This is a genomic window from Enterococcus sp. S53 (genome assembly GCF_016516865.1).
In the GTDB taxonomy this organism is placed as follows: Bacteria; Bacillota; Bacilli; order Lactobacillales; family Enterococcaceae; genus Enterococcus_D; species Enterococcus_D innesii.
On record NZ_JACVUH010000001.1, the window covers coordinates 572,000 to 593,664 of the forward strand.

General features: G+C 41.3%; 20 protein-coding genes. 11 read left to right on the forward strand and 9 right to left on the reverse strand.

The features are described 5' to 3' along the window. Positions 1-27: 27 nt before the first annotated feature. The 3 genes from IAE45_RS02800 to IAE45_RS02810 all read left to right on the forward strand — a co-directional run bounded on the left by IAE45_RS02800 (position 28) and on the right by IAE45_RS02810 (position 2,172). Positions 28-1,203: a helix-turn-helix domain-containing protein gene (locus IAE45_RS02800; protein ID WP_200124841.1), complete on the forward strand. Its 1,176-nt coding sequence runs from the start codon at positions 28-30 to the stop codon at positions 1,201-1,203. Between the two features lie 106 nt (positions 1,204-1,309). Continuing rightward, on the forward strand, positions 1,310-1,567 hold the full coding sequence (locus IAE45_RS02805; RefSeq protein WP_200124842.1) for a hypothetical protein: 258 nt from the start codon (positions 1,310-1,312) through the stop codon (positions 1,565-1,567). Positions 1,568-1,908: 341 nt separating this feature from the next. Beyond that, positions 1,909-2,172, forward strand: a complete 264-nt coding sequence (locus tag IAE45_RS02810) for a hypothetical protein (protein WP_200124899.1) — start codon at positions 1,909-1,911, stop codon at positions 2,170-2,172. Here IAE45_RS02810 and IAE45_RS02815 read toward each other — a convergent pair. From IAE45_RS02815 to IAE45_RS02825, 3 genes are all read right to left on the reverse strand, one after another. Continuing rightward, on the reverse strand, positions 2,141-3,610 hold the full coding sequence (locus tag IAE45_RS02815; RefSeq protein ID WP_077454569.1) for a glycoside hydrolase family 1 protein: 1,470 nt from the start codon (positions 3,608-3,610) through the stop codon (positions 2,141-2,143). The genes IAE45_RS02810 and IAE45_RS02815 overlap by 32 nt on opposite strands. Positions 3,611-3,701: 91 nt before the next feature. After that, positions 3,702-5,618 (reverse strand): beta-glucoside-specific PTS transporter subunit IIABC, encoded by a 1,917-nt coding sequence (locus tag IAE45_RS02820; RefSeq protein ID WP_200124843.1) that lies wholly within the window; start codon positions 5,616-5,618, stop codon positions 3,702-3,704. Between the two features lie 169 nt (positions 5,619-5,787). Beyond that, complete coding sequence (locus tag IAE45_RS02825; protein ID WP_077454571.1) at positions 5,788-6,630, reverse strand: PRD domain-containing protein; 843 nt, start codon at positions 6,628-6,630, stop codon at positions 5,788-5,790. A gap of 1,047 nt (positions 6,631-7,677) precedes the next feature. On the opposite strand from IAE45_RS02825, the gene IAE45_RS02830 reads away from it, so the two are divergent. Both IAE45_RS02830 and IAE45_RS18825 read left to right on the forward strand, forming a co-directional pair. After that, positions 7,678-8,256 carry an Rgg/GadR/MutR family transcriptional regulator gene (locus IAE45_RS02830; RefSeq protein ID WP_233618911.1) on the forward strand — a complete coding sequence of 193 codons (579 nt, stop codon included), beginning with the start codon at positions 7,678-7,680 and terminating at the stop codon, positions 8,254-8,256. Between the two features lie 53 nt (positions 8,257-8,309). Continuing rightward, entirely contained in the window at positions 8,310-8,540 is a 231-nt protein-coding gene (locus tag IAE45_RS18825) for a hypothetical protein (protein ID WP_233618912.1), read from the forward strand. A 182-nt stretch (positions 8,541-8,722) separates the two neighbouring features. Here IAE45_RS18825 and IAE45_RS02835 read toward each other — a convergent pair whose 3' ends face one another. Next, positions 8,723-10,516 carry an oligopeptide ABC transporter substrate-binding protein gene (locus IAE45_RS02835; protein WP_077454573.1) on the reverse strand — a complete coding sequence of 598 codons (1,794 nt, stop codon included), beginning with the start codon at positions 10,514-10,516 and terminating at the stop codon, positions 8,723-8,725. A 362-nt stretch (positions 10,517-10,878) separates the two neighbouring features. On the opposite strand from IAE45_RS02835, the gene IAE45_RS02840 reads away from it, so the two are divergent. The 5 genes from IAE45_RS02840 (at position 10,879) to IAE45_RS02860 (ending at position 15,635) form a co-directional block, all read left to right on the forward strand. Then, positions 10,879-12,183 (forward strand): DUF1576 domain-containing protein, encoded by a 1,305-nt coding sequence (locus IAE45_RS02840; RefSeq protein WP_200124845.1) that lies wholly within the window; start codon positions 10,879-10,881, stop codon positions 12,181-12,183. Further along, positions 12,176-12,526, forward strand: coding sequence for a hypothetical protein (locus IAE45_RS02845; protein ID WP_077454575.1), 351 nt, complete (start codon positions 12,176-12,178; stop codon positions 12,524-12,526). The genes IAE45_RS02840 and IAE45_RS02845 overlap by 8 nt, the downstream gene beginning before the upstream one ends. Positions 12,527-12,693: 167 nt before the next feature. Continuing rightward, a complete protein-coding gene (locus IAE45_RS02850; RefSeq protein ID WP_077454576.1) occupies positions 12,694-13,056 on the forward strand; it encodes a YxeA family protein in 363 nt (120 codons plus the stop codon). A gap of 7 nt (positions 13,057-13,063) precedes the next feature. Continuing rightward, a complete protein-coding gene (locus tag IAE45_RS02855; protein WP_200124847.1) occupies positions 13,064-13,816 on the forward strand; it encodes an ABC transporter ATP-binding protein in 753 nt (250 codons plus the stop codon). A gap of 13 nt (positions 13,817-13,829) precedes the next feature. Beyond that, complete coding sequence (locus tag IAE45_RS02860) at positions 13,830-15,635, forward strand: FtsX-like permease family protein (protein ID WP_200124849.1); 1,806 nt, start codon at positions 13,830-13,832, stop codon at positions 15,633-15,635. Positions 15,636-15,732: 97 nt separating this feature from the next. On the opposite strand, the gene IAE45_RS02865 is transcribed toward IAE45_RS02860, so the two are convergent. From IAE45_RS02865 to IAE45_RS02880, 4 genes are all read right to left on the reverse strand, one after another. Continuing rightward, on the reverse strand, positions 15,733-16,446 hold the full coding sequence (locus IAE45_RS02865; RefSeq protein ID WP_081119316.1) for a demethylmenaquinone methyltransferase: 714 nt from the start codon (positions 16,444-16,446) through the stop codon (positions 15,733-15,735). A gap of 159 nt (positions 16,447-16,605) precedes the next feature. Continuing rightward, positions 16,606-17,334, reverse strand: coding sequence for a GntR family transcriptional regulator (locus IAE45_RS02870; protein WP_200124851.1), 729 nt, complete (start codon positions 17,332-17,334; stop codon positions 16,606-16,608). Between the two features lie 100 nt (positions 17,335-17,434). Then, positions 17,435-18,790 carry a PTS cellobiose transporter subunit IIC gene (gene celB, locus IAE45_RS02875; protein WP_200124853.1) on the reverse strand — a complete coding sequence of 452 codons (1,356 nt, stop codon included), beginning with the start codon at positions 18,788-18,790 and terminating at the stop codon, positions 17,435-17,437. After that, on the reverse strand, positions 18,774-19,286 hold the full coding sequence (locus IAE45_RS02880; RefSeq protein WP_081119319.1) for a hypothetical protein: 513 nt from the start codon (positions 19,284-19,286) through the stop codon (positions 18,774-18,776). Before IAE45_RS02880 ends, celB begins: the two co-directional genes overlap by 17 nt. Positions 19,287-19,704: 418 nt before the next feature. Between IAE45_RS02880 and IAE45_RS02885 the strand changes: the two genes are divergently transcribed. Then, complete coding sequence (locus IAE45_RS02885; protein ID WP_200124855.1) at positions 19,705-20,073, forward strand: iron chaperone; 369 nt, start codon at positions 19,705-19,707, stop codon at positions 20,071-20,073. A 78-nt stretch (positions 20,074-20,151) separates the two neighbouring features. Here the strand turns inward: IAE45_RS02885 and IAE45_RS02890 are convergent, their stop codons facing one another. Next, positions 20,152-21,492: a peptidoglycan DD-metalloendopeptidase family protein gene (locus IAE45_RS02890; protein WP_200124857.1), complete on the reverse strand. Its 1,341-nt coding sequence runs from the start codon at positions 21,490-21,492 to the stop codon at positions 20,152-20,154. Between the last annotated feature and the right edge of the window lie 173 nt (positions 21,493-21,665).

Genomic DNA, 21,665 nt, shown 5'->3' on the forward strand with positions numbered 1-21,665 from the left:
AATACGACTAAACTTTGAGGTGTTTCCATGAATAAAACAACGCTGACCACCGCAATGGATCTGCTTTATCGCAAATACTTGATTCCCATGATCCTCTTGGACCAAGACGGGAGTCCTTTATATCCCTCACTGACCTTAACATCCAACAATTCCCTCAAACACTATTTGGAAGAAACGAATGGCCCAGTTGCCAACCTCTATCATTTTGGAAAATATATGCTGGGGTGTTTTGCGTTTCAGTTAGCCGGAAGAACCTGTTATATGGTCATCGGTCCCTGTGGCGTGATCGGCACACCCGAGACGTCTTACACGTTTCTTGAACATGAATACCACTATAATGTGCATTATTCCAAAGAAGATACATACTCCTTTGAAGAATACATCCAGCTGCTTTATACGCTGTTTGTGGAGCGGCCACTGGAAAAAGACCAAATCCATTGGCATTACCAAAATGATCCCCACGATCGATCAATGCAAACGGATCTGAGTCTGGAAACCAATCTTTATGAACGTCGTGTGCATGAAGCCACCTTTGATTCTTATCATTTTGAATTGCGTTATCTTGATTACATCAAGCGAAACGAGCCTGAAAAAGTGGTTTGGGTATTTAACAAAATGAAAGAGACTTATAGTGTTTCTCTCTCCCCTTATGAACTTGAAAGCTTGAAGCTAAAGTTCTCAGCCTTTGTCGCTGTCGTGACCCGCATGAGCATTGATGAAGGCGTACCAGTCAACCAAGCATTTGGTTTATCCGACTCTTTGATTCAAGGACTAGTTTATATTCATTCTGCCGAAGAATGCCTCCGCTATATCAAAGAAGCAACTTATCGTTTTATGGAACTTTTGCATAGCTATCCATTGGCAAAAAAATCACTATTGATCAAAACGATCGTTAATTATATTGATAGCCATCTCTATGAAAAAGTGACCATTGATGACCTCGCTGCCATTACTGAAAAACATAAGACGCATCTATGCAATCAGTTCAAAAAAGAAATGAACAAAACGATCCACAATTACATTCAAGAACGAAAAATCAGTGAAGCCAAACATCTATTGCTGTTCACCGATTATTCCTACGAGAAAATCAGCACCCAGTTGGCATTTGCGAATCAAAGCCATTTTATCCGTAATTTCAAGGCCGTTACTGGGCAAACACCAAAAGAATTTAAAGAAAAACATTACGCTCACGCTTTAAGTTAACACACGTTTTTCTTCACTACGCCTCATCAGCAAGGGTTATTATTTTTAATAACAAATGTTGTAAGCTATCCTTTTACTCAAATCAATTTGAATGAGGAGAGATAAAATGATCCAACTTGCTCGCTTGATCTTTTGGGTACCAGTCATCTTTTTTTCGTTAGGATTGATCATCGTAACGAAACGATTGCCGCGTTTCACATGGGTTTCCTTATCCATCACGGTTTCTTTAGTGATCTTTGTTTGTAAGATTTTAGAGTATTCCTATGAGATGGCTGATGCACTCTTAAACTTTTATTTCCTAGGATTTTTGCTTTCCGCTAGTCTCCTCGGCTATATTTTTTACTTACGAACTAGAAAACGTTGACTGGTAGTTGCTGACTACACACTTACACAGGTCGTGCATTCAGCAACTAAGGACACGTAGCTCCATCAAATATGCGGTTTCTTCCAATAGTTCCAACCACCAGCATCCCCTGAAAAGTTTTTTTTATTGAGGGCTCTGATTCTATCCTCAAGCATACTCAGTTACTCTGTTAGATTTTGAACTTAAGTTCGATGACATGCCAATCGTTTGTCTATCCCCTTCTTTCAAACGATCACTACTCCCATAAGCACCTTGCCTCCTTGATAGATTAAATATATAATCAAATTGTAATTTAAAACACACAACAAAAACCGCCAACACTCTTGAAAGGAGCGTGCTCTATGAATTGGCTCACCTTTATTATCCAACCACTGACCCTGTTGTTTTTTCTTACAGTATTCTCTCTTGTCTATTTGATGCCCGAATCCGTTGTGCCTAAATTAAAAATGAAAAAATGGGCGTTGACTGTTTCATTGATCTTTCTAGCATGGCAGCTGCTAACCCCCTTTCTCTTTTTTTTACTGAGCACAACAAAAAAGCGGCTCTCTTTGGTGAGAGCCGCTTTGGTTTATTTTAATCCTGTAACAAACTACCGCCATTGGTAGCAATGACTTCTTTGTACCAGTAGAAACTATCTTTACGGGAACGGTCAAAGCTACCGTTTCCTTCATCATCCGCATCTACATAGACAAAGCCGTAGCGTTTCGACATTTCTGACGTTGAAGCCGAAACTAAGTCGGTACAACCCCAAGGCGTATAGCCCATCAATTCCACACCATCTTCGATTGCTTCATACATTTGTTCGATATGCGCCTTCAAATAATCGATGCGATAGCTGTCATGGATTGAACCATCTTCTTCCACCGTATCCAAGGCACCTAAGCCGTTTTCAACGATAAACAACGGTACTTGGTAGCGGTCGTACAAGTTATTCAAAGTCACACGCAAGCCGATTGGATCGATTTGCCACCCCCAGTCAGAGGCTTCCAAGTAAGGGTTTGATTCGCCTAAAGAAAAGTTGCCGGCCGTTGCTTCGCCGCCTTCTTCAGGATTGTGGCGGGCAATAGAACTCATGTAGTAAGAAAAGGACATGAAGTCGACAGGGTATTGCGCAAGAATGTCTAAATCGCCGTCTTCGAAGGTCACTTCGATGCCGTTTTCTTTAAAGAAGCGCTTCGTATACGCTGGATACTTCCCACGAACTTGGACATCAGAGAAGAAGAGATTCTCGTGGTCACGCTTGATTTCTTCCATCACATCTGCTGGATTTGGTGTAGCTGGGTAGGCTTGCATCCGTGCCAACATCATCCCTACTTTGGTATCAGGATTGATTTCGTGGGCAAATTTTGTTGCTAAACTAGAAGCCACAAATTGATGATGCACAGCTTGATACATGTCAGAAAGGTTTTGCGTGCCATCTTCGGATAATAAGGCACCGCCAACATAGCCAGAGATCCCCATGATATTGATTTCATTGAAGGTCAACCAGTATTTGACTTTGTCTTTGTAACGGGTCAAGACGGTTTCTGCGTATTTAACAAACAAATCGATTACTTGACGATTTTTCCAGCCGCCATAGTTTAACGCGATCCCAATAGGTGTTTCGTAGTGAGAAAGGGTCACTAAGGGTTCGATCCCGTATTTTGCACACTCATCAAACACATTGTCATAAAATTGCAAGCCTTCTTCATTTGGCTGAGCATCGTCACCATTTGGAAAAATTCTTGACCAAGCGATGGATAGACGGAAGGTTTTGAAGCCCATCTCTGCGTACAAGGCGATATCTTCTTTGTAACGATGGTAGAAATCTGACCCCCAACGTTTTGGATACAAGCCTTCTTTGTCATTTAAGGCAAACAAGACTTTTTCCCGGGTCATTGGTGCAGCAAATTCTGCCATGTTTTTGCGGTCTTCTGGTTTGACAGCAATCGCTGTATCGGATGTCGCTGGACCACGTCCGCCTTCGTTCCATGCTCCTTCAAATTGGTTGGCTGCAGTGGCGCCGCCCCATAAAAATCCTTTTGGAAATTGTTTTTCTGTCATGATTAGCCTACTTTCTTTTTTCTCATTGATCGGCACAGTGGATCAGCAAGAAAGCAATCTTACTGATCCAACGACGTGCCGTTAAACCTATTTATTTTACGACTTCAATCAAATCGTCCTTCGCTGTTACTTCTTTTGATTGTGTCGTTTGGATGTCACTGTAGTCGCTAGAGTTCGTGACGATGACTGGTGTCAGCAAGGAATAGCCTTCCGCACGAATCGCCTCTGTATCAAAAGAGATCAATTTTTGTCCGGCTTTGACTTTATCCCCTTGGTTGATGTAGGCGGTAAAGTGATTGCCTTCTAATTCAACGGTATTCATGCCGATGTGGATCAATAGTTCTGTTCCATCTTCTGTCACTAAACCAATGGCATGTTTTGTTGGAAACAAGATTTTGACTTCTGCATCTGCTGGAGCAGTGATTTCACCGATCGCTGGTTCAACGGCGATCCCTTTTCCCATAGCACCTGAAGAAAAGACTTTGTCTTCCACATCTGCTAAAGCAACCACTTGACCGGTTACTGGGCTTTTGACTGTTTCATCTTTGACGCTGGCAGAAACGGTTTTTGCTGCTGGTGTTGGTGCTGCTGGTGTTGGTGCTGCTGGTGTTGCTTGACCGTCGACTGGTGAATCAACAGTTGTATACAAAGTTGGTACTTTCAACAACATCATGATGATAAAGGATGCCACGATCGCAATCACTGTACCGATTGCTAAGTGGATCACGCTATGGAAGCTGCCTGTTGCTGGATCGATATATGCAGGATACAAGAAGATGCCCATACCGCCCATTGCGTAACCAGTGACGTTAAAGATTGACAAGTAGATACCAACGAAACCTGAAACTAAACAAGAAACGATAAATGGTGTTTTCATTGGCAAAGTGTACCCGTAGATCGCAGGTTCAGTCACACCGAAGATCGATGAGATCAATGCTGGCATTGCGCCTTGTTTTACTTTTGGTTCTTTCGTTTTCAACCAAATCGCTGCTAACACACCCGTTTGTGTGAAACATGGTAGCACTGCGGCGGTCAAAATAATCGAAGAGCCGTTTTGGGCCATATCCATGATCGCCAATGGCACAAGACCCCAGTGAAGACCAAACATTACCAATACTTGCCATAATGCCCCTAAAGCAAATCCATAAATGATTGGGCTGAAATCATAAACCGCTTGGAAAGCAATACCGATCCAGCTAGATGCTGTATTCGCGACTGGACCTACCACAAAGAAGGTCAACGGCACAGTGATCAAAATCGTTACAAAAGGAACCACAAACATTTTGACTACGTCAGGTGTAACTTTGCGCATAAACTGCTCAATTTTTGAAGCGACAAAAATCGCTAAAATAATTGGAAGTACGCTGTTAAAGTAACCCCCTGCTGGTAAGGTCAAGGTTAGACCGAAGACTTTGCTCGCTTCAGCCACGCTTTCTGCTAAGCCCGGATAGACCATCGCCCCTGCGATCGCCAAAGCCGTATAGGTATTCATCTTGAATTTCTTCGCTGCGGTCACGGCTAAGATCATTGGTAAGTATTGGAACAAACCATCGCCTAGGGTATTCATTACCACATAGATACCATTGGTTGCTTCCATCCCAGTTGCTGCAAGTAATGCCGTAATTCCTTTTAAGATACCGGCTGCCGCTAATGGACCTAAGAACGGTTGAAACAAACTTGAGATGACATCGATAAAGCGATCAAACAAACTGCCTTTCTTTTCGTCACCTTCATCGATATCAAGGCTGCCACCATCGGCTAATCCGCCAACTTTCAACACTTCATCATAGACGTCTGGTACATGATTGCCGATAACCACTTGGTATTGTCCACCTGCTTTGACGACTGTTACAACACCGTCACGTTTTTGCAAATAATCGGTATCGGCTTTGCTTTCGTCTTTTAAGTGGAACCGCAAGCGTGTCACACAGTGTTTTACAGAAGAGACATTTTCTTTGCCGCCAACGTGGGCCAAAATGTCTTGTGCTAATTCAGTATATTTTGCCATTTTGATTTCTCCTTTTTAATAGATCATTTAATAAAAATAAAAAGACCGGCCATTTCTACAATAAACAAGCAAGAGTATCACCCATAAAAAACGAGACGGATCTACTCAACGAGTATTGTAAGAAAGTGCAGGTCTTGCCAGCCGAACTGTAACGAATCCATTTCCATTCTTAAGTCAATTTTGAGTGAGCGGCTAAGTTGCCGATATGCAGAATCAAATACATCAATTCCATATCGTTGACATGCCAGCCCTTTTGTTCAAATAAGTATTCTTTGATCGAATCTGCGGTTTCTTTTTCTTTCGGATAGCTGCTGAAAGCCAAGGCAATCATCGGATTAGCCAATACTGGCTCTTCTTTTTCTTGACTTTGTCGAATTAAATAATAGCGAATGTGGGTCACAAACCGTTGGAAGTAGGAAGAATTCTCATCGTACTCGATGTTCATGCTATACTTAACGATCCGTAAAATATTGTTGGTCAACTCGGTGTGCTCATAGGCACTTTGATTGGCGCTTTTTTCAATTTGCGCATTGACGAAATGCAAGGTAATAAAAGCAGCTTCTTCTTGTGAAAAATCTGGGTACAGCTCTTTGCGGATCAACTCCACCGCTTGAAGACTGACCGCATATTCTTTGGCGTAAATCTTCTTGATTTCCCAGTGCATGGGATTGGTCAAAACAATGTCTTGCTTTTGACGACTGATGGCAAACAAGATATGATCCATCAGTGTGAAATAAACATTCGGATTGAAATCGGTTCCAACACTTTCCCGAAAAAGACGCACGATTTCATAAATCACGGCCATTTGTTTTTCATCAGCCTTCGTCATGACTTTCGACATATGTTCCACTGTCAAGTCATCTTCTGGGTAGTATTTTTTTTCGATTCGCTCAGCCGGAATCAGGTCACCCGGTTTCGTTTGAAAGCCGATCCCTTTTCCCATTAGGATCACTTCAACTTCATCTTCTTTTGAAAGTACAACATTGTTGTTGATCCTCTTGATAATCTTCACGAACGATCCTCCTTGATCAGCATAGCCCGCTCAATACCATACATGGCTTGTCTTCTATGCAGAAGGTCTTTTATTTTTTTCTCTGAATTGCCCCTAAGTGATAAGAGTACTAACTGTACCATACAATGATGCAAAAATTATTCAAACCTAGCTGGCAGTTCATTGGCGCTCCTCTTCTCCCCTCCTTCGATGATCAATGACTGGATCTTACCTTGGAACCGGTTCTTTTTTAGCGAATAGAAATTATTGAGCAAAAAAAGAAGACCAAAGCAAAAAAGTGTACAACCCAAGAAAATTTTGGGTAATCAACGCACTTTTTTCCTCTGGTCTTGCCTGCCGAACAGTAACGAATCCAGTAATGAGAACACTCTCGTGTTCCGTTGAGATAATAGTACTCATTCTGAGAAAAAATGTCAACACTTTTTTTGCAAACGTTTTTCTTTTTTTGTTTTTGACTTTTTTTCACTATCTTTCTCACTGAATTTCTTGTCTAGCTTTGGTCTTTTAGTTCACTTGAAATAAACGGTTTACTGTGTAGCACAATAAGATCACAAAAAAAACCGTAATCTTCGTGCATTACGGTCATAGCTGGAAGTATGATGCTTGAAAGACAATCAATCACAAAGAATCAGAAAATTGGGGAAGGTCTGGTGCATGACAGACATTCAATGGGACTGACCACCTTGCGCGATTCATGCGTTTCATGACTTCCACAAACGAAAAGGTCTCTTTGAGTGGGGGAATCAATCAAATAACCTTTCGATTCTTCAAGATCTTCTCTTTCCTGCTTAGAATGTTCGCAGTTCGCCGCGAAAAAAGCAGGAGCTAAACGAAATTTCATTCATCAATCTGTCACTGATTATTCAATGATAAGTATCTAAATGAAAGCCTGTACTAGTTTTTAAATGGGTTGATTTCCCAAGGACCAAATGGTTCAAATTCCATGAAAAACGACCTCCTTTATTATTTGCTATACCCTATTATATTTGATAACATGTTATTAAAATCACATTGTTCAGAAATGCGTCACAGTTAAGGAGGTCCCCCATGAAACAGCAAGGCTCTTTAATCAAAAAACTGCGCACGGATCGCAAAATCTCGCAAGCCATGCTTGCCGAAGGTATTTCCTCTCGTACCACCCTTTCTTCTTTCGAAAATCGTAAAACAAACCTCTCTTCACAAACCCTGTTTGATTATTTAGATAAGATGAATATCACAGTTCATGAGTTTAGTCTGCTTCTTGACAGCGAAGCCACGGATCAAAAACGACAGCTCGTACAAGACTTCTATACCCGTTATTATGACAGAACACTCACCCTTGATTACTTGACGAGCCTAGAAGAACGTTACTTTGAGACACAAAATTTTTTTTATTATTCTTTGTATATCCAAGGCCTGTTACTGCTCAATCGAGAATCATTTCTTAAGAATCAGCAAGCGTATTCGAAAGAAGTTGAATTAGTGAAGCAATATTTGTTCGATATCGAAACATGGGGACGCTTTGAACTGAATCTGTTCTCCAATTTGTTATTTATTTTTGACCAAGAAACCATCAGCTATTATTTAGACCATGGAATCAAAAAATTCTTCGCTATGCCAATGATCCCTTTTATGCAAATCTGTTAAGTGTCGTGATCTTAAACGGCTGTGCATTCGCCAGCGAGAATAAGGATTCCTACTTGCTTAACAAGTTTCTGCTCTTGTCTCATCCCTTGCCTAATACACCTCTTTATTTTTATTTAAAAATCCATCAAGTGTTGTATCAAGAGATCTATTCGTACTTACAATCTTCTCAATTAAACAAAGAAGTGTTAAGAAACAGCTTAATCGTTATCGAACAAGCCGGGTATCAGAATCATAACATCGATTTAAAAAATCTGATTTATGCTGTGACGAGCATCTCCATTTAGTTTTCAGCGCTTCGTGCTTTCCTATACTCCCTGTCTGCCATCTAAAGGACGTTTTTTCAGACAGGCATACTCTATACTTCTACACAAAAAAACAGTTAGGCCCATAGGCCTAACTGGTACTGGTACGGGTCCGTCTGTCAGAAAACAGAGTCTACGACTATTCTTATGGTTTAGCTTCCCGACTAACGAGATTCTGAAGTAACCCCAATAGTCGCCCATGGGTTATGATCTGGATCATATGCCCAAGTGAAGTTTGCGACCCGATCAGAGATCGGCAATACTTGGTTACGGTACAAGGTTGGAATAGCAAATGCTTCTTCAAATGCATATTCTTGCCACGCGTCAAATGCTTCTTTACGTTTTTCTTCATCGAATGAATCATTTGAATCGATAGCAGCTAACAACTCTGTATTACGTTCAGACTCGTAACGAGTATAGTTAAAGGCTGAGTTTGGTCCCCATAAGCTAGTTGGTGATGGATCAGAACCAGTAGACCAAGCAGCTTGGAAAACATCGATATCTGGATCATCATTTTTCAGTTTGTCGTAGAATGCTTGGAAGTCAATCAAACGTCCTGTTGAGTATTGAACATCCAAACCGATTTCTTGCCATTGTTGGACATAGTAATCCGCCAATGGTTGCGCCACTTCTCCACCCGACATTGAAGCAAAATTAATGGTCAGCTTGTTGCCATCTGGGTCTTCACGGAAGCCATCGCCATCCACATCAATAAAGCCAGCATCATCTAAGAGTTGATTTGCTTTATCCATATCTAAGTGGTAGCCTTCAACATCAGTGCTATGCAAACTACCATAAACTGGCGGGATCAATGTTGTACCATTTGAACGCAAGCCATGGTAGAAACGCTCACCAATCGCATCATTATCGATGGCATAGCCCATTGCTTGACGCAATGCTTTGTTGGCCATTTTTGCGTTTGGATCAAAATCAACACTATTTGTTTCGTCATTCCATGTTCCTAAATTAAAACCAAGATACGTATAGGATTGTTCTGGTCGACCTAACATTTGGTAGCCATCCATATCTTGATACGTATCAAAGGTATCTGTTGGCATTTTCAATACTAAATCATATTGTTTTGCATTTAGGGCTTCATTGATTGATGCAGATGGTACATTGCGCATCACAATTTTTTCTAATGTTGGTGTTCCGCCATAATAATGTTCATTTGGAACATACTCTACGGTTTCACCAGGTACAATATTACTCATTTTGTAAGGACCAAAACCAACTGGATTCGTTCGTACAGGATCACTAGAAGGCATATCTGCTACTTCAATACCTTCAAATGTATGTTTTGCTAGTGCAGAATTCCAGATTGCTCCTCCAGATTGTTGCATACCAGGATGCATTTCTTTAAATTCAATTTCAACAACTTTATCACTGACTGCTGTAATTCCCGAGATGGTATCCGCTTCTCCGCTATGGTATTCTTCCATTCCGACAATATTCGTAAAGTCATTGTTGTAACGAACGCCATCATAATCTTGATGACCAATGACTTCATAAGAGAAAATAACGTCTTCTGCTGTGACATCTACCCCGTCTGACCATTTTAGTTCATCACGCAATGTGATCGTCGCTTTATTGTTTTCGACATCCAAGTCTAAGTCTGCAGGTCCTCCATCAATAATCTTGAAGTCCTCATCTTGTAAGAATAGATATTCATGACTTGGCAACATAAAGTCACGGTCATAGGCATCCTGATAGAACTCCCATTGGAATAATCCTTGGAACTGGGTGTCCATTACAACAGCAACGTCTAGAACGCCACCTTCAATCACTTCATCATCATTGACTACCGCTAACGGTAAGGTGCTGATATCTGATGCTGCCGCGTCTGATGACGACTCTCCTGTATCTGTGGCTCCTGTTCCACCTTCATTACTTTGTCCGCACGCACCTAAAACAAGCGCTGCCAATAAAGTGATCATGCCAAACTTCGTTTTCTTCATACTCTTCCTCCTTATTAAATCCCCTCATTTATGATTCACTGATAAAAAAACCAAGCAAACAGTTTTTTTTATCTTAAAATGGCTTTTTTATTAGAAAATCTGAACGAGATTAACTAAATTATAACAATTTTCGCAAAATTCTTTCTGTCAATAATTTCACTAGGTAATGAAAATATTGAAAAAACCGCTAGAATTCTTACTAAATCGCTATTATTTTTTCTCTAAAAGTTCTTAATTTTTTCTTTTATTCAGACTATTCTTCTCATCTTCCTTAAAAAAGAGGCTGCCGTAAACTGTCAGGAAACCCTTCTTTGATGAGAAAAGATGTGATACTATGAAAAAAAGGAGCGTTCATTGAAATTATGTCAGACAAACGAATTTTCTTACAAACAAAATCGAAACCTTTCGCACCCATTTCGCAGCTCTTAACCCAGCGCTTGCTTTTGGCGTATAGCATCGCCTTGATTCTTATTGGCTTATTCGCCTCGCCTCCCCAAGCATTGTGGCAAGGATCGTTGGCCATTTTGAATGCCCCTAGCAATTTAATTTCAGATTATTTTGCAATCGGCAATCTTGGAAGCGCCTTTTTAAATAGCGGCTTATTGACCTTGATCAGTATCCTATTGGCTAAAAAGCAAGGAACCATTATTAGTGGTCCGATGATCGCTGCTTTCTTCACCATATCCGGCTTTTCTTTTTTCGGAAAAAACCTCTTTAACTCGATCCCCATTCCCTTGGGTGTCTACTTATATTCTTACATACAGCAGCGTCCTTCTACCCAATATTCACTGGTTGCTTTATTTGGCAGTGCAGCCTCGCCAGTCATTAGTTACTTAGCATTTGGCTTAGGATTACCTTTGCCACTAGGAATCGCGCTAGGTTATGGGGTTGGCGTTTTGATTGGCTTAACATTGCCACCTCTGGCAGCACAATTTTTGCAATTCCATCAAGGATTTTCTTTGTACAATATTGGGTTTGCCACTGGAATTATTACCATGTTTTTCACTAGTTTTTTACGCTTGTTCGACATGGAGGTCTATTCAAACAAACAATTGACGACTGAATACCACTATTACTTGACGGCTTTCTTGCTCATCCTTTGTTTCTCCTTGTTTCTTATCGGTTATTTTTTAAACCACCGATCTCTCAAAGGCTTAAGAGACCTCTTCAAAACATCAGGGAAACTAATGACTGATTATGTCACGATTTTTTCTCTTGGCGTCACCATGATGAACATGGCAATGATGGGGCTCTTGATGCTAGTCTTTATTTTTCTGCTCCAAGGCGAACTTTCTGGTCCCCTATTAGGGGCAGTGCTGACCGTGATCGGCTTCAGTGCCTTTGGGAATCACTGGAAGAATAGTTTACCTGTCATGATCGGTGTAGTTTTAGCAACCAAAGTCGGTTTGACATCTGATATATCGACCTTCAGCTTATTATTAACAGCGATCTTCGGCACAAGTCTGGCTCCTATCAGTGGTTACTATGGTCCGATAGCTGGTGTCTTAGCTGGAATCGTCCATGCAGCGCTAGTCACCAACATCACCTATTTACACGGTGGATTGAACTTATACAATAATGGTTTTTCCAGTGGATTTGTAGCAGCAGCAATGGTACCATTGTTAGATGAATACCAACAAATCAGAAGGCGGAGAAAAAATGATTGAAAAAGAACGGGCACGACGAATCGTCGATGAAGTGGTCACCTACTTTTTGTCCCATGACTGTCAAAAGATAACAAGTGAGATGGCCTTTGAAGCAGAGGGGTTCAAAGCAGTCGTCGAAGGTCCTTTCCCAGAACAGCCCTCTGATTTAGAACATTTTATCGAAATGCTAAATACCCCAAGAGACAGTACTTTAGAAAACTATTATGTTGAATTATTAGGCGGTCACCAAACGATCCATGAAGAAAAAGACTACTATTTACTGGGTTTGATGATCGATGAAGCCGCCATAATGTATGATGAGGGACACTTAGTCGTTGAACTGTTTCGCAAAAAATACAATTGAAGAGCAATTAGCATAAAACGTTTCTGCTTTGTGAACCCCACAATTCAGAAACGTTTTTTGTTCGTTCGTCGTGACAAAATTGAAAGTTTATTGATAGATTTTTCACACTACTTTTCAGAAAACTAGCGTTATACTTTCATCATAATAAAAAACGAGGTGACCTATTGATGAAAAAATTTTTGATTGGACTGGCAGTTGTCGTACTTGTTGGATTCGGTGCATTGCAAATTGCTGAATCAGTCATCATGGGAGGCGATAGCTATTATGTTCAAATCACGACAGATGGTGAAAAAACGACTTCTAAAGATGACAACGGTAATGTCTTTACCCAATACCACTATGAATTGCCTGGATATGACGAAAATGGGAAAAGCAAAACCCTTGATTTCAATGGCTTCCAAGAGCGTCCTTTGCGTAAAGAAGCCTATCTAAAACTTACTTGGAATGAGAAAAAAGGCGTGACTAGCTATGAAGAGGTCAAAGAAAAAGATATTCCAGCGAAAGCATTAACTCAATTAAAAGGAGCGTAACTCAGTCATGGAAAAAATTATTCAAGCAGATGAACTGACCAAAGTTTACGGAAAAGCCAACGAAAAACAAACCGAAGCCTTAAAAGGCATCAGCTTTGATATTGAAAAAGGCGAATTTATCGGAATCATGGGGGCTTCTGGTTCAGGAAAATCTACCCTACTAAATATCCTCTCAACCTTGGATCATCCAACAAACGGTACGATCCGCATCAACAACAACGATATCACGAAACTTAAAGGCGATGCCTTAGCAGATTTTCGCAGCCGCGAGATAGGGTTCATCTTCCAAGATTTTAATCTTTTAGAAAACTTAACAGCGTCAGAAAACATTGCCGTTCCCCTATCATTGCAAGGAGTCAAACCAAAAATGATCCAACAACGGATCAAACTTGTTGCAGAACGTTTGTCTATCACCCATATTCTCGACAAATATCCAGCAGCAATCTCCGGTGGGCAAAAACAACGGGTGGCAGCTGCTCGAGCCTTGATCACAGAACCAACGATTCTTTTTGCCGACGAACCCACAGGTGCCTTAGATTCAAAAAGCGCCAAAGATTTATTGAATATGATGGATGATTTGAATACCAATGACCAAGTATCGATTTTATTGGTGACCCACGATCCTCTTTCCGCCAGCTATTGCCAACGTATTTTATTTATCAAAGACGGAAAGATCCATCAAGAAGTTAAACGAGAGGATCAAAGCCGCGAAGAATTTTACCGCAAGATCCTTGTCATTCTAGGAAACTTGGAACAATAAGGAGGAAGAACACATGCTTTGGAAATTATCACTTACCGGAATCAAAGGCCGGTTGAAGGATTATATCGTCCTCTTTTCTGGTTTAGTCATGGCCTCAGCCATCTTCTATATGTTCGAATCAATGGCCAGCAATGAAGCCTTTTTAAAAAGCAACTCAATCATTAGTATGGTGGTTTTCGTCTTTCGCTTTGGGTCTGTATTACTAGGAATCATCACTTTTGCCTATATTTTGTATGCCAACTCATTTTTGATGGCAATGCGGCAAAAAGACTATGCAATGTTTATGATGCTTGGTGCTAAGGGACGTAAAATCGCCCAGATGATTTTTATCGAAACCTTCTTAGTCGGGATCGTAGCTACTGCTGTTGGTTCTTTGTTAGGGATTGGCTTGGCAAGTGGCGTGAATACCTTACTAGTGAATCAATTGAACTTGCAAATCAGTCACTATGCGGCGTTTAGTCCTCAAGCATTAGTAGTGACCGTCATTTTCTTCTCCGTGCTCTTTCTGATTGCTGCTATTTTCAATGCACGGGCCATTGCCAAAAAATCCATATTGGCACTGCTTCGTGAAACAAGCACGCCTGCTCAGGCAAAACAACGGCCTATTTTATTGCTCTTGCAGACAGTGTTAGGGATCTGCTCTTTAGCGATTGGCTATTATATGATGAGCGATTTGTTAAAATTCCAATTGATTGGCATCGGCATCGCCCTCGTAACGATTGTTTTGGGTACCTATCTTGTTTTCCGATCAGTGATAATCACGATCTTAGGTCTTTTGAAGAAATCGGATGGGATCGCATTAAAACGACTAAACAATTTCACGCTCTCCCAGTTAAGCTTCCGAATTCGTGATTATACTCAGATGCTTTCAATGGTGGCAATGCTCTTTGCTTTAGCCTTAGGTGCTTTGACTGTAGGTCTTGGCTTTAAAAACCAAATTCCGATCATGGCAAAAACAGCAGCCCCTTACGACTTATATTTAAACAATGCACAAGCCGTTTCAGATGAAAAGATCACTGCGTTAAAGCCAACCACAGATGTCAATTATACGTTGAAGGAAAGTAGTGATAGCATTTACTTTGTAAAAGAAGAATTTGATTATGCGAACTTATTGACCTCTGTTTACGACAACCTCAGTGTTGATGTTCATTACACCAAGGTTACTGGTGAACAATTAGCAACCGATCCTACTCAACAAGATCAGTTACGTCAATATTTGCTACCAGATCAACGTAGTAAAGAAATTAAAATTGTTGATCAAGCAGACTTTGATCGCTTGAGTGATCCTGAATCAAGTTTACGCATGATACAAGTCAAAGATTTTCAGTCCAACTACGAGGCATTGCATGAATTGGCTCAAGAAAATCAAACAGCAAATTCTTCTGAAACGCCGGATATGAATTTCACTCAACGAGTATTTGTCTATGATACTTACAACGGTATTTTTTCCGGCTTTGAGTTCATGGGCTTCTTCTTAGGAATCGCCTTCTTAACGATGTTAGCTAGCTGCTTGATGTTTAAAATTCTTTCTGGCGCAAACAGTGACATTCAACGTTACGCTATGTTGAAAAAAATCGGTACACGAACTAGCTTGCTGAAAGGATCGATTCGTAAAGAAATCGGCGTCTTGTTCCTAGTTCCCGGTATTTTAGGCATGATCCATGTCTTATTCGGTCTCCAAATGTTCACGACGTTGATGATCGATCCGTATCATAACCTCTGGCTACCTTTTGGCATCTTTATCGCGCTCTATGCCGTTTATTACATGGTGACCATCTGGCTGTATACCAACATCGTGTTAGAACCAAAGAAAAAATAACTAGTAGAAACTTTCTGAATTGCTCAACGCAAAGAGACCATCGATCCGTTCGATGGTCTCTTTCATTTACTCGTGTTTTTTTAATCAAGGAGCGTTCTCAGTTTTGAGTTTTGATCCCCATGTGCATAGCTGCTGCTCCCCCTGCATAACTTTTGACTTGTAGTATGCCAAAACCCGCTGCTTGAAATTCATTTGCTAACGTTTCTTTATCAGGAAAATCCCGTGCTGACTCTTGTAGCCAAGAGTATTCTTGGTAACTTTTTGCGAAAAGTTTGCCAAAAAAGGGCATGACATAGTGAAAATAAAAGGTGAACAACTGCCGCCAACCAATCAACGTCGGCTGCGACGTTTCTAAACAAACGATTTTCCCGCTTGGGCGCAGGACCCGGTGAATCTCCGCTAAGACTTGTTGACGATCAGCGACATTTCGCAAGCCGAAACCAATGGTCACATAATCAAAACTCTCGTTTGGAAAGCTTAATGCCATCGCATTGCCGGTCTGCCACAGGATTTGCGTTTGCTGTTTTTTCTGTGCTTTTTCTTGGGCAACCGTTAACATTTCTTCACTAAAATCAACACCTGTTACTTGTCCTGTCGTACCGACTGCTTCATTTAAAGCAAATGCCCAGTCTCCAGTTCCGCAGCAGAGGTCTAATATTTCAGCACCTAGCGGCACTGCCATTCGTTTCATTGTATCCTTGCGCCACCGTTTGTGTAGCTGAAAAGAGATAATACCGTTCATTCGATCATAACGGGAAGCAATCGATTCAAATACATCATGTACTTTGGTTTCTTTAGCTGTTGCTGCCATTACGGCACATCCCTTCTTTTCCTCGTTTTAGACGCTAAATTCTCAACCCTTAGGTGTCAGTTGCTATAAGTTGCTGATGATTTTAGTCTAGCACGAAAAAACGAGGGGAACAAAGACCATGCTTGCTATCGTTTTTAGTCGATTTACATTGTTAATAACTTAAAGTATTATCTTTTTGTGCATATACAGGGTTGCCATCCGATAATCATAATGAATCATCGAAAATGCCAATAGTTCGCCATTTCTTAAATAACTATCATCCCTTACAATCAATGCTGGCATGCCTTCTTCTAAATGAAAGAAGGCAGCTTGTTCCTTCGTTAACGGTTTGCTCTGGATAAACTTGTCGATGAAGGCAACTGTCAGTTGTTTTTCTTCTGCCAAAGCTTGGAACATCGACCCATCCATCATCGTTTCGGAGATCTCCCCTACGATTTCAGGAATATAATAGGAACGTTCAATTAAATACGGTTTGTCATCTAGCGTGCGAAACCGTTGAACTTCGATAAAGTGTTGATCTTTCGCAAATTGTTTATGACTAGGGAGAAACAACGCATCGGCTGCCTTGACCAGTCGTTTTGAGGCTTTAACTGTTCGAATATTTTTCTCACCTCGCGTCAAGTCTTCATTGAAGCCAAGATCTCCTTGTTCAACGGTGGGTTTTTGGTTGCTCTGAAATCGAATATAAGAGCCTCGCCCTTGCATTTGATAGATCCAACCCATCTTGCTCAATTTATTGAGGGCTTGGCGTAACGTATAACGAGAAACTGGATAAATCGCCAAAAGCTCTCGTTCACTGGGCATCTTCCCCTGCTCATTTCCAATGTCACCGGCTTCAATCTTTCTGATCAATTCTGCTGCTAAGTCTTCAATACTGAGTTTCGTCATTTGCCTACTCCTTTCCTTCGGATTCTCTACTACTATTATCATCTTTGGCGTAAAAAAAGCCAGCTATTTTTCATAGCCGGCTTATCAAAAAACGGATTGATTATGCCTTCGTTGCGTTTGCTTGTTCGTCCTTGTATAATTTGCCATCATACATTTTGATGAATGGGAACCAAATCAAGAAAGCAACGACTGCACAGATGATTGCTAAAACAAAGGCACGCCAGTCACCACCTGAACCAATAAAGCCAGATAAGCCAATTGGCGTCGGCCACGCTACTTGAGCAATCGGTGGGTTAACAAAGCCTAGGTTGATGCCAAAATAAGCAACGGACATTGAAGCCATCGGTGCTAAGAAGAATGGAATCGCTGTGTACGGGTTGTATACCACTGGCATCCCGAACAAAATCGGTTCATTGATATTGAAGAAGGACGGCACGATCGCTGCTTTTCCTAAAGCACTTAACTGCGCTGATTTTGCAAAGAAGGCGATAAAGATCACCATTCCTAATGTCGCTCCTGAACCACCGATCGTAACAAAACTATTGTTAAACTCACCCGCAAAGGCAATGTTGGCACCATTTTGGTTTTCCACCATATTTGACAACACGATTGGCGTCAAGAATGAGGTCACGATCGTTGCCCCATGAATACCGACGATCCATAATGCATGCATGAAGAAGTAGATAACAAGTAGTCCGATCCAGGTACTGGTCAATTGCGTCACGAAACTAAACGGAATCGCAATGACTTTGAAAATATCTGTGCCCATTGCGACTAATGCACCATTGATGACGATTACAGTGAGTGCGATTAGGGCTGTAGGAATCAAAGCAGTAAATGAGGAAGAAACACCTGTAGGTACTGTATCAGGCATTTTGATGACAATATTGCGTTTCACACAGAATGCGTAGATTTTTACGGCAATGATCGCCATGATGATCGCTGTAAAGATCCCAGTTGTTCCTAAACGAGTAACGCCTCCACCGATTTCCCAACCATTAATGATTTTCTGATCGTCAGAAATCACTTCAACTAGCGTGGCTACTCCGCCTTCAAAGACTAATTGCGGCAAGCACATAAAGAACGCCATCATAGAAAGTAATGCTCCATTGACTGGGCTTAAAACAAGTTTTTCTTCTTGTGCTTGAATCTTGGTATACTCATATCCAAAAACAATACAAAAATATAGTGCTAAAATCCCCATTGTTGCAGTATTACCCAGCATATAGAGATTAACTACTTTATCAAATGATGTACTCCAAATGCCCTCTAATACAGGAAAACTTTGTGGCAAAACGCTGATGATCAAGAACATTGATCCTACGATAGTGAAAGGAATCGACGCCATCCCGGCTGCCATGACCCCACGAACGATCCGTAATTGTGAGATTTTCCCCATTGGCCCCATTAAGTAGCGGTCCAAGAAGGCAAACATTTTGTTATTTTCTGAATCCATTGACTGTTCCTCCTTGTGTTTCAAATGTAGTCAAATACGTGAAATACTTGTCGCGATCATGCTCGATCAACCAGGCTTTACGCTGGATGAACAAGCACGCCATCATGCCGACAGTAAACAAGGCAAGTAAGATGCCTCTACCCGATTGATTCATAAAAGGAATCAATGTTGCTTGCTGTCCGATCAAAATAAATAGAATTGCAATCAGATTGACACCGAACTGGAGCCAATACCCGATTTTTGTCACCAGTAAACGATTCGATTGCTGCCAATATTTTTGAGTTTGTTCAATAAGTATAAGTCCATCAACGATCAATAAGGCAATGGGAATCAAACCAGCCCATGTCCATTGAGACAGACTCAATATGGTCCAATAAAGATTGACAAAGAAAAAGATCGCAGTCATATAACGAAAAAGTAAAAAACGATTAAACCGCATACTTTTGTTTGCATATTCTTTCTTGGCTGCTTGGGTTACCGGTTTCCTTTTGGTCACAAGTCCTCCTCCTTTCTTTTTGCTTTCGCTCAACAACTTGTTCGAACAAGTTATATTCTAGCAGAATTCCTGTTGAATGCAACCGATTTCTTTTTGAAAGTGTTCTCTGAAAATAACCTGCTTTTTCATATGTTATTTCTAAAAAGTTAAGCCGATCTCAAGGAACCGTGCAGGATAATACTGGAATGTTCCTGATGTTTGGCTTTTGTTCGAGCAGAAAAAAAGTTATTTTTAGCATTACTTTTGCAAAAAATATTTGTTTCTGAAGGCTTTATCCCCCACGCAAGGCAACAGGTTTGTAAACTTACAAACTTTACAGTACACTCTAAGTAACAAAATAGTTGATTTCGAACATGCGTTATTTTTATTAATCGACATTCCCTATACTCGTTCCTTAAAACGAAAGGAGATCCTCCCAATGGATGTATTAGAAACTTACTTAGCTAGCATTGAAGATCCAGTAAAGCAAGAAAAACTGCGTGCCTTATTTGCCGCTATTACCAAGAAATTTCCTGACCTTGTCCCAGTCATTAAGTGGAATCAGCCGATGTTCACCGCCCATGAGACCTTTATTATCGGTTTCAGCGTTTCAAAACCGCATTTTTCTGTCTCCCCTGAAACCAAGTGTCTTGAACAGTTTACCGATGCCATCGAAAAAGCTGGCTACAGCCATACGGATAACATTTTTCGCATCAAGTGGACTGAGCCAATCGATCAAGCATTGATTGAGAACATGATCGCTTTCAATCTGAAAGACAAAGCGAAGATGACCCGTTTTTGGCGCTGAGCCAATCAAGCCCTCGTAAAAGAAGAGCAACCAAAAAAATCCGCAGAAGCCTGTTCGCTTCTGCGGATTTTCTGACTATTATAAGCCTAATTCTGGTGCCGGATCAAAGAATCCTGACCATAAGCTTGTTGACATCCCTAAATGTAGATGGACGCCGGTTGAATTCCCTGTCGTTCCCATACCGCCAACATATTGTCTGGCAGAGACACTTTGCCCGACCGAAACAGCCGGCAATGTACTAAAGTGCATATAGTAGCTGTAAACGCCATTGGCATGTTTGATGATCACATAGTTACCAGTTGACGGACCATAGCCCGCTTCGACGACTTCGCCGGCTTGGATCGCATAAATCGGCGTTCCGGTACCACCAGTAAAGTCGATGCCATTATGTTGATTTCCTGATGCCCCTGTTGGATCTGTGCGATACCCAAAGCGACTCGAAATATGAACCGAATCGACTGGCATTTGCCATCCACCTGTGCTTGCCTGTTCTTTTGGCTCAGCTGCTTGCTCCACAGGTGCAGGAGTAGCTGCTGGTTTATCTGTCGACACTGGTGATTCTGGCGCCACTGCGGCTTCCGTCTTCGGTTGTGCCGCTGCCACGGCTGCTTGTTGAACGGCAGAATTTTCAGCAGCTTCAGCTGATTGGGCTTCTGCTGCTTGTTGGCGTTTTGCTGCTTCTTCTGCTTCTTTGCGCGCTTGTGCTTCTTGTGCTTCTTGCTCAGCCAGTTGCTTCAACGCTGCTTCTCGTTGCCGTTTTGCTTCTGCCTGATCTGCTTCTAATTGGTCTTTTTTCTCTTCTTCGGTGTTCAACGCCAGGGCAAGGTCGGCTAGTGCAACTTCTTGATTCAATTTGACATCAGCTAATTCCGCTTGTTTTCCTTGCAATGCGTTTGACTGCTCTTCGATCGCAACCAGTTGTTCCTGCAACTTTTTTTCCAATTTCTGACTCGTTGCGATATCTTCTTGCTGTTGTTCGACGATGCTGTTGCTGGCATTCATGATCGTTACTGAAGCGATCGCCCGCTGAATGGCTTCTCCGATGGACTCCGCATCAACGATTTTTTGGAACAAACGATTGGAAGGTTCCGACGTTTGAATGTCACGCGCTTGATTCGCCAGTACTTCTGTGCGCTTGATGATTTTTTCTTCAAGGAGTTGGATCTCTTGTGCCAAGGCATTGACTTCTTCTTCCGTCGTCGTTTTCTTTTGTAGGATTGCTTGGATTTCTACTTCAATCGATTGAATCTCTGCCTCTGTGGAACGTTTCAGTGATTCTAATGAGGTGGATTCATTTTTTATGTCATTGATTTTTTCATTTTGCTGCTGGATCTTCTGATCAAAGCTGTCTGCGGATACCGTCACGACAGGCAGCGTCAGCAAAACAAGTGAACTTGCAACCAAAAGTGTCTTTTTCATTTTTTCTCCTTAACTAGATGTGTCTTCTCGCTTTCTCTAGCATACCGAAAGATTTCATTCTTGGGGCTGTTTTCACAGAAATAACATCTGGCTGAAAGAAATTGACATCTAGCTGAAACAAAATTGTTAGAATATTTCAACGAAAAAGATTGCTTTTCTTCGTCATTTAACCT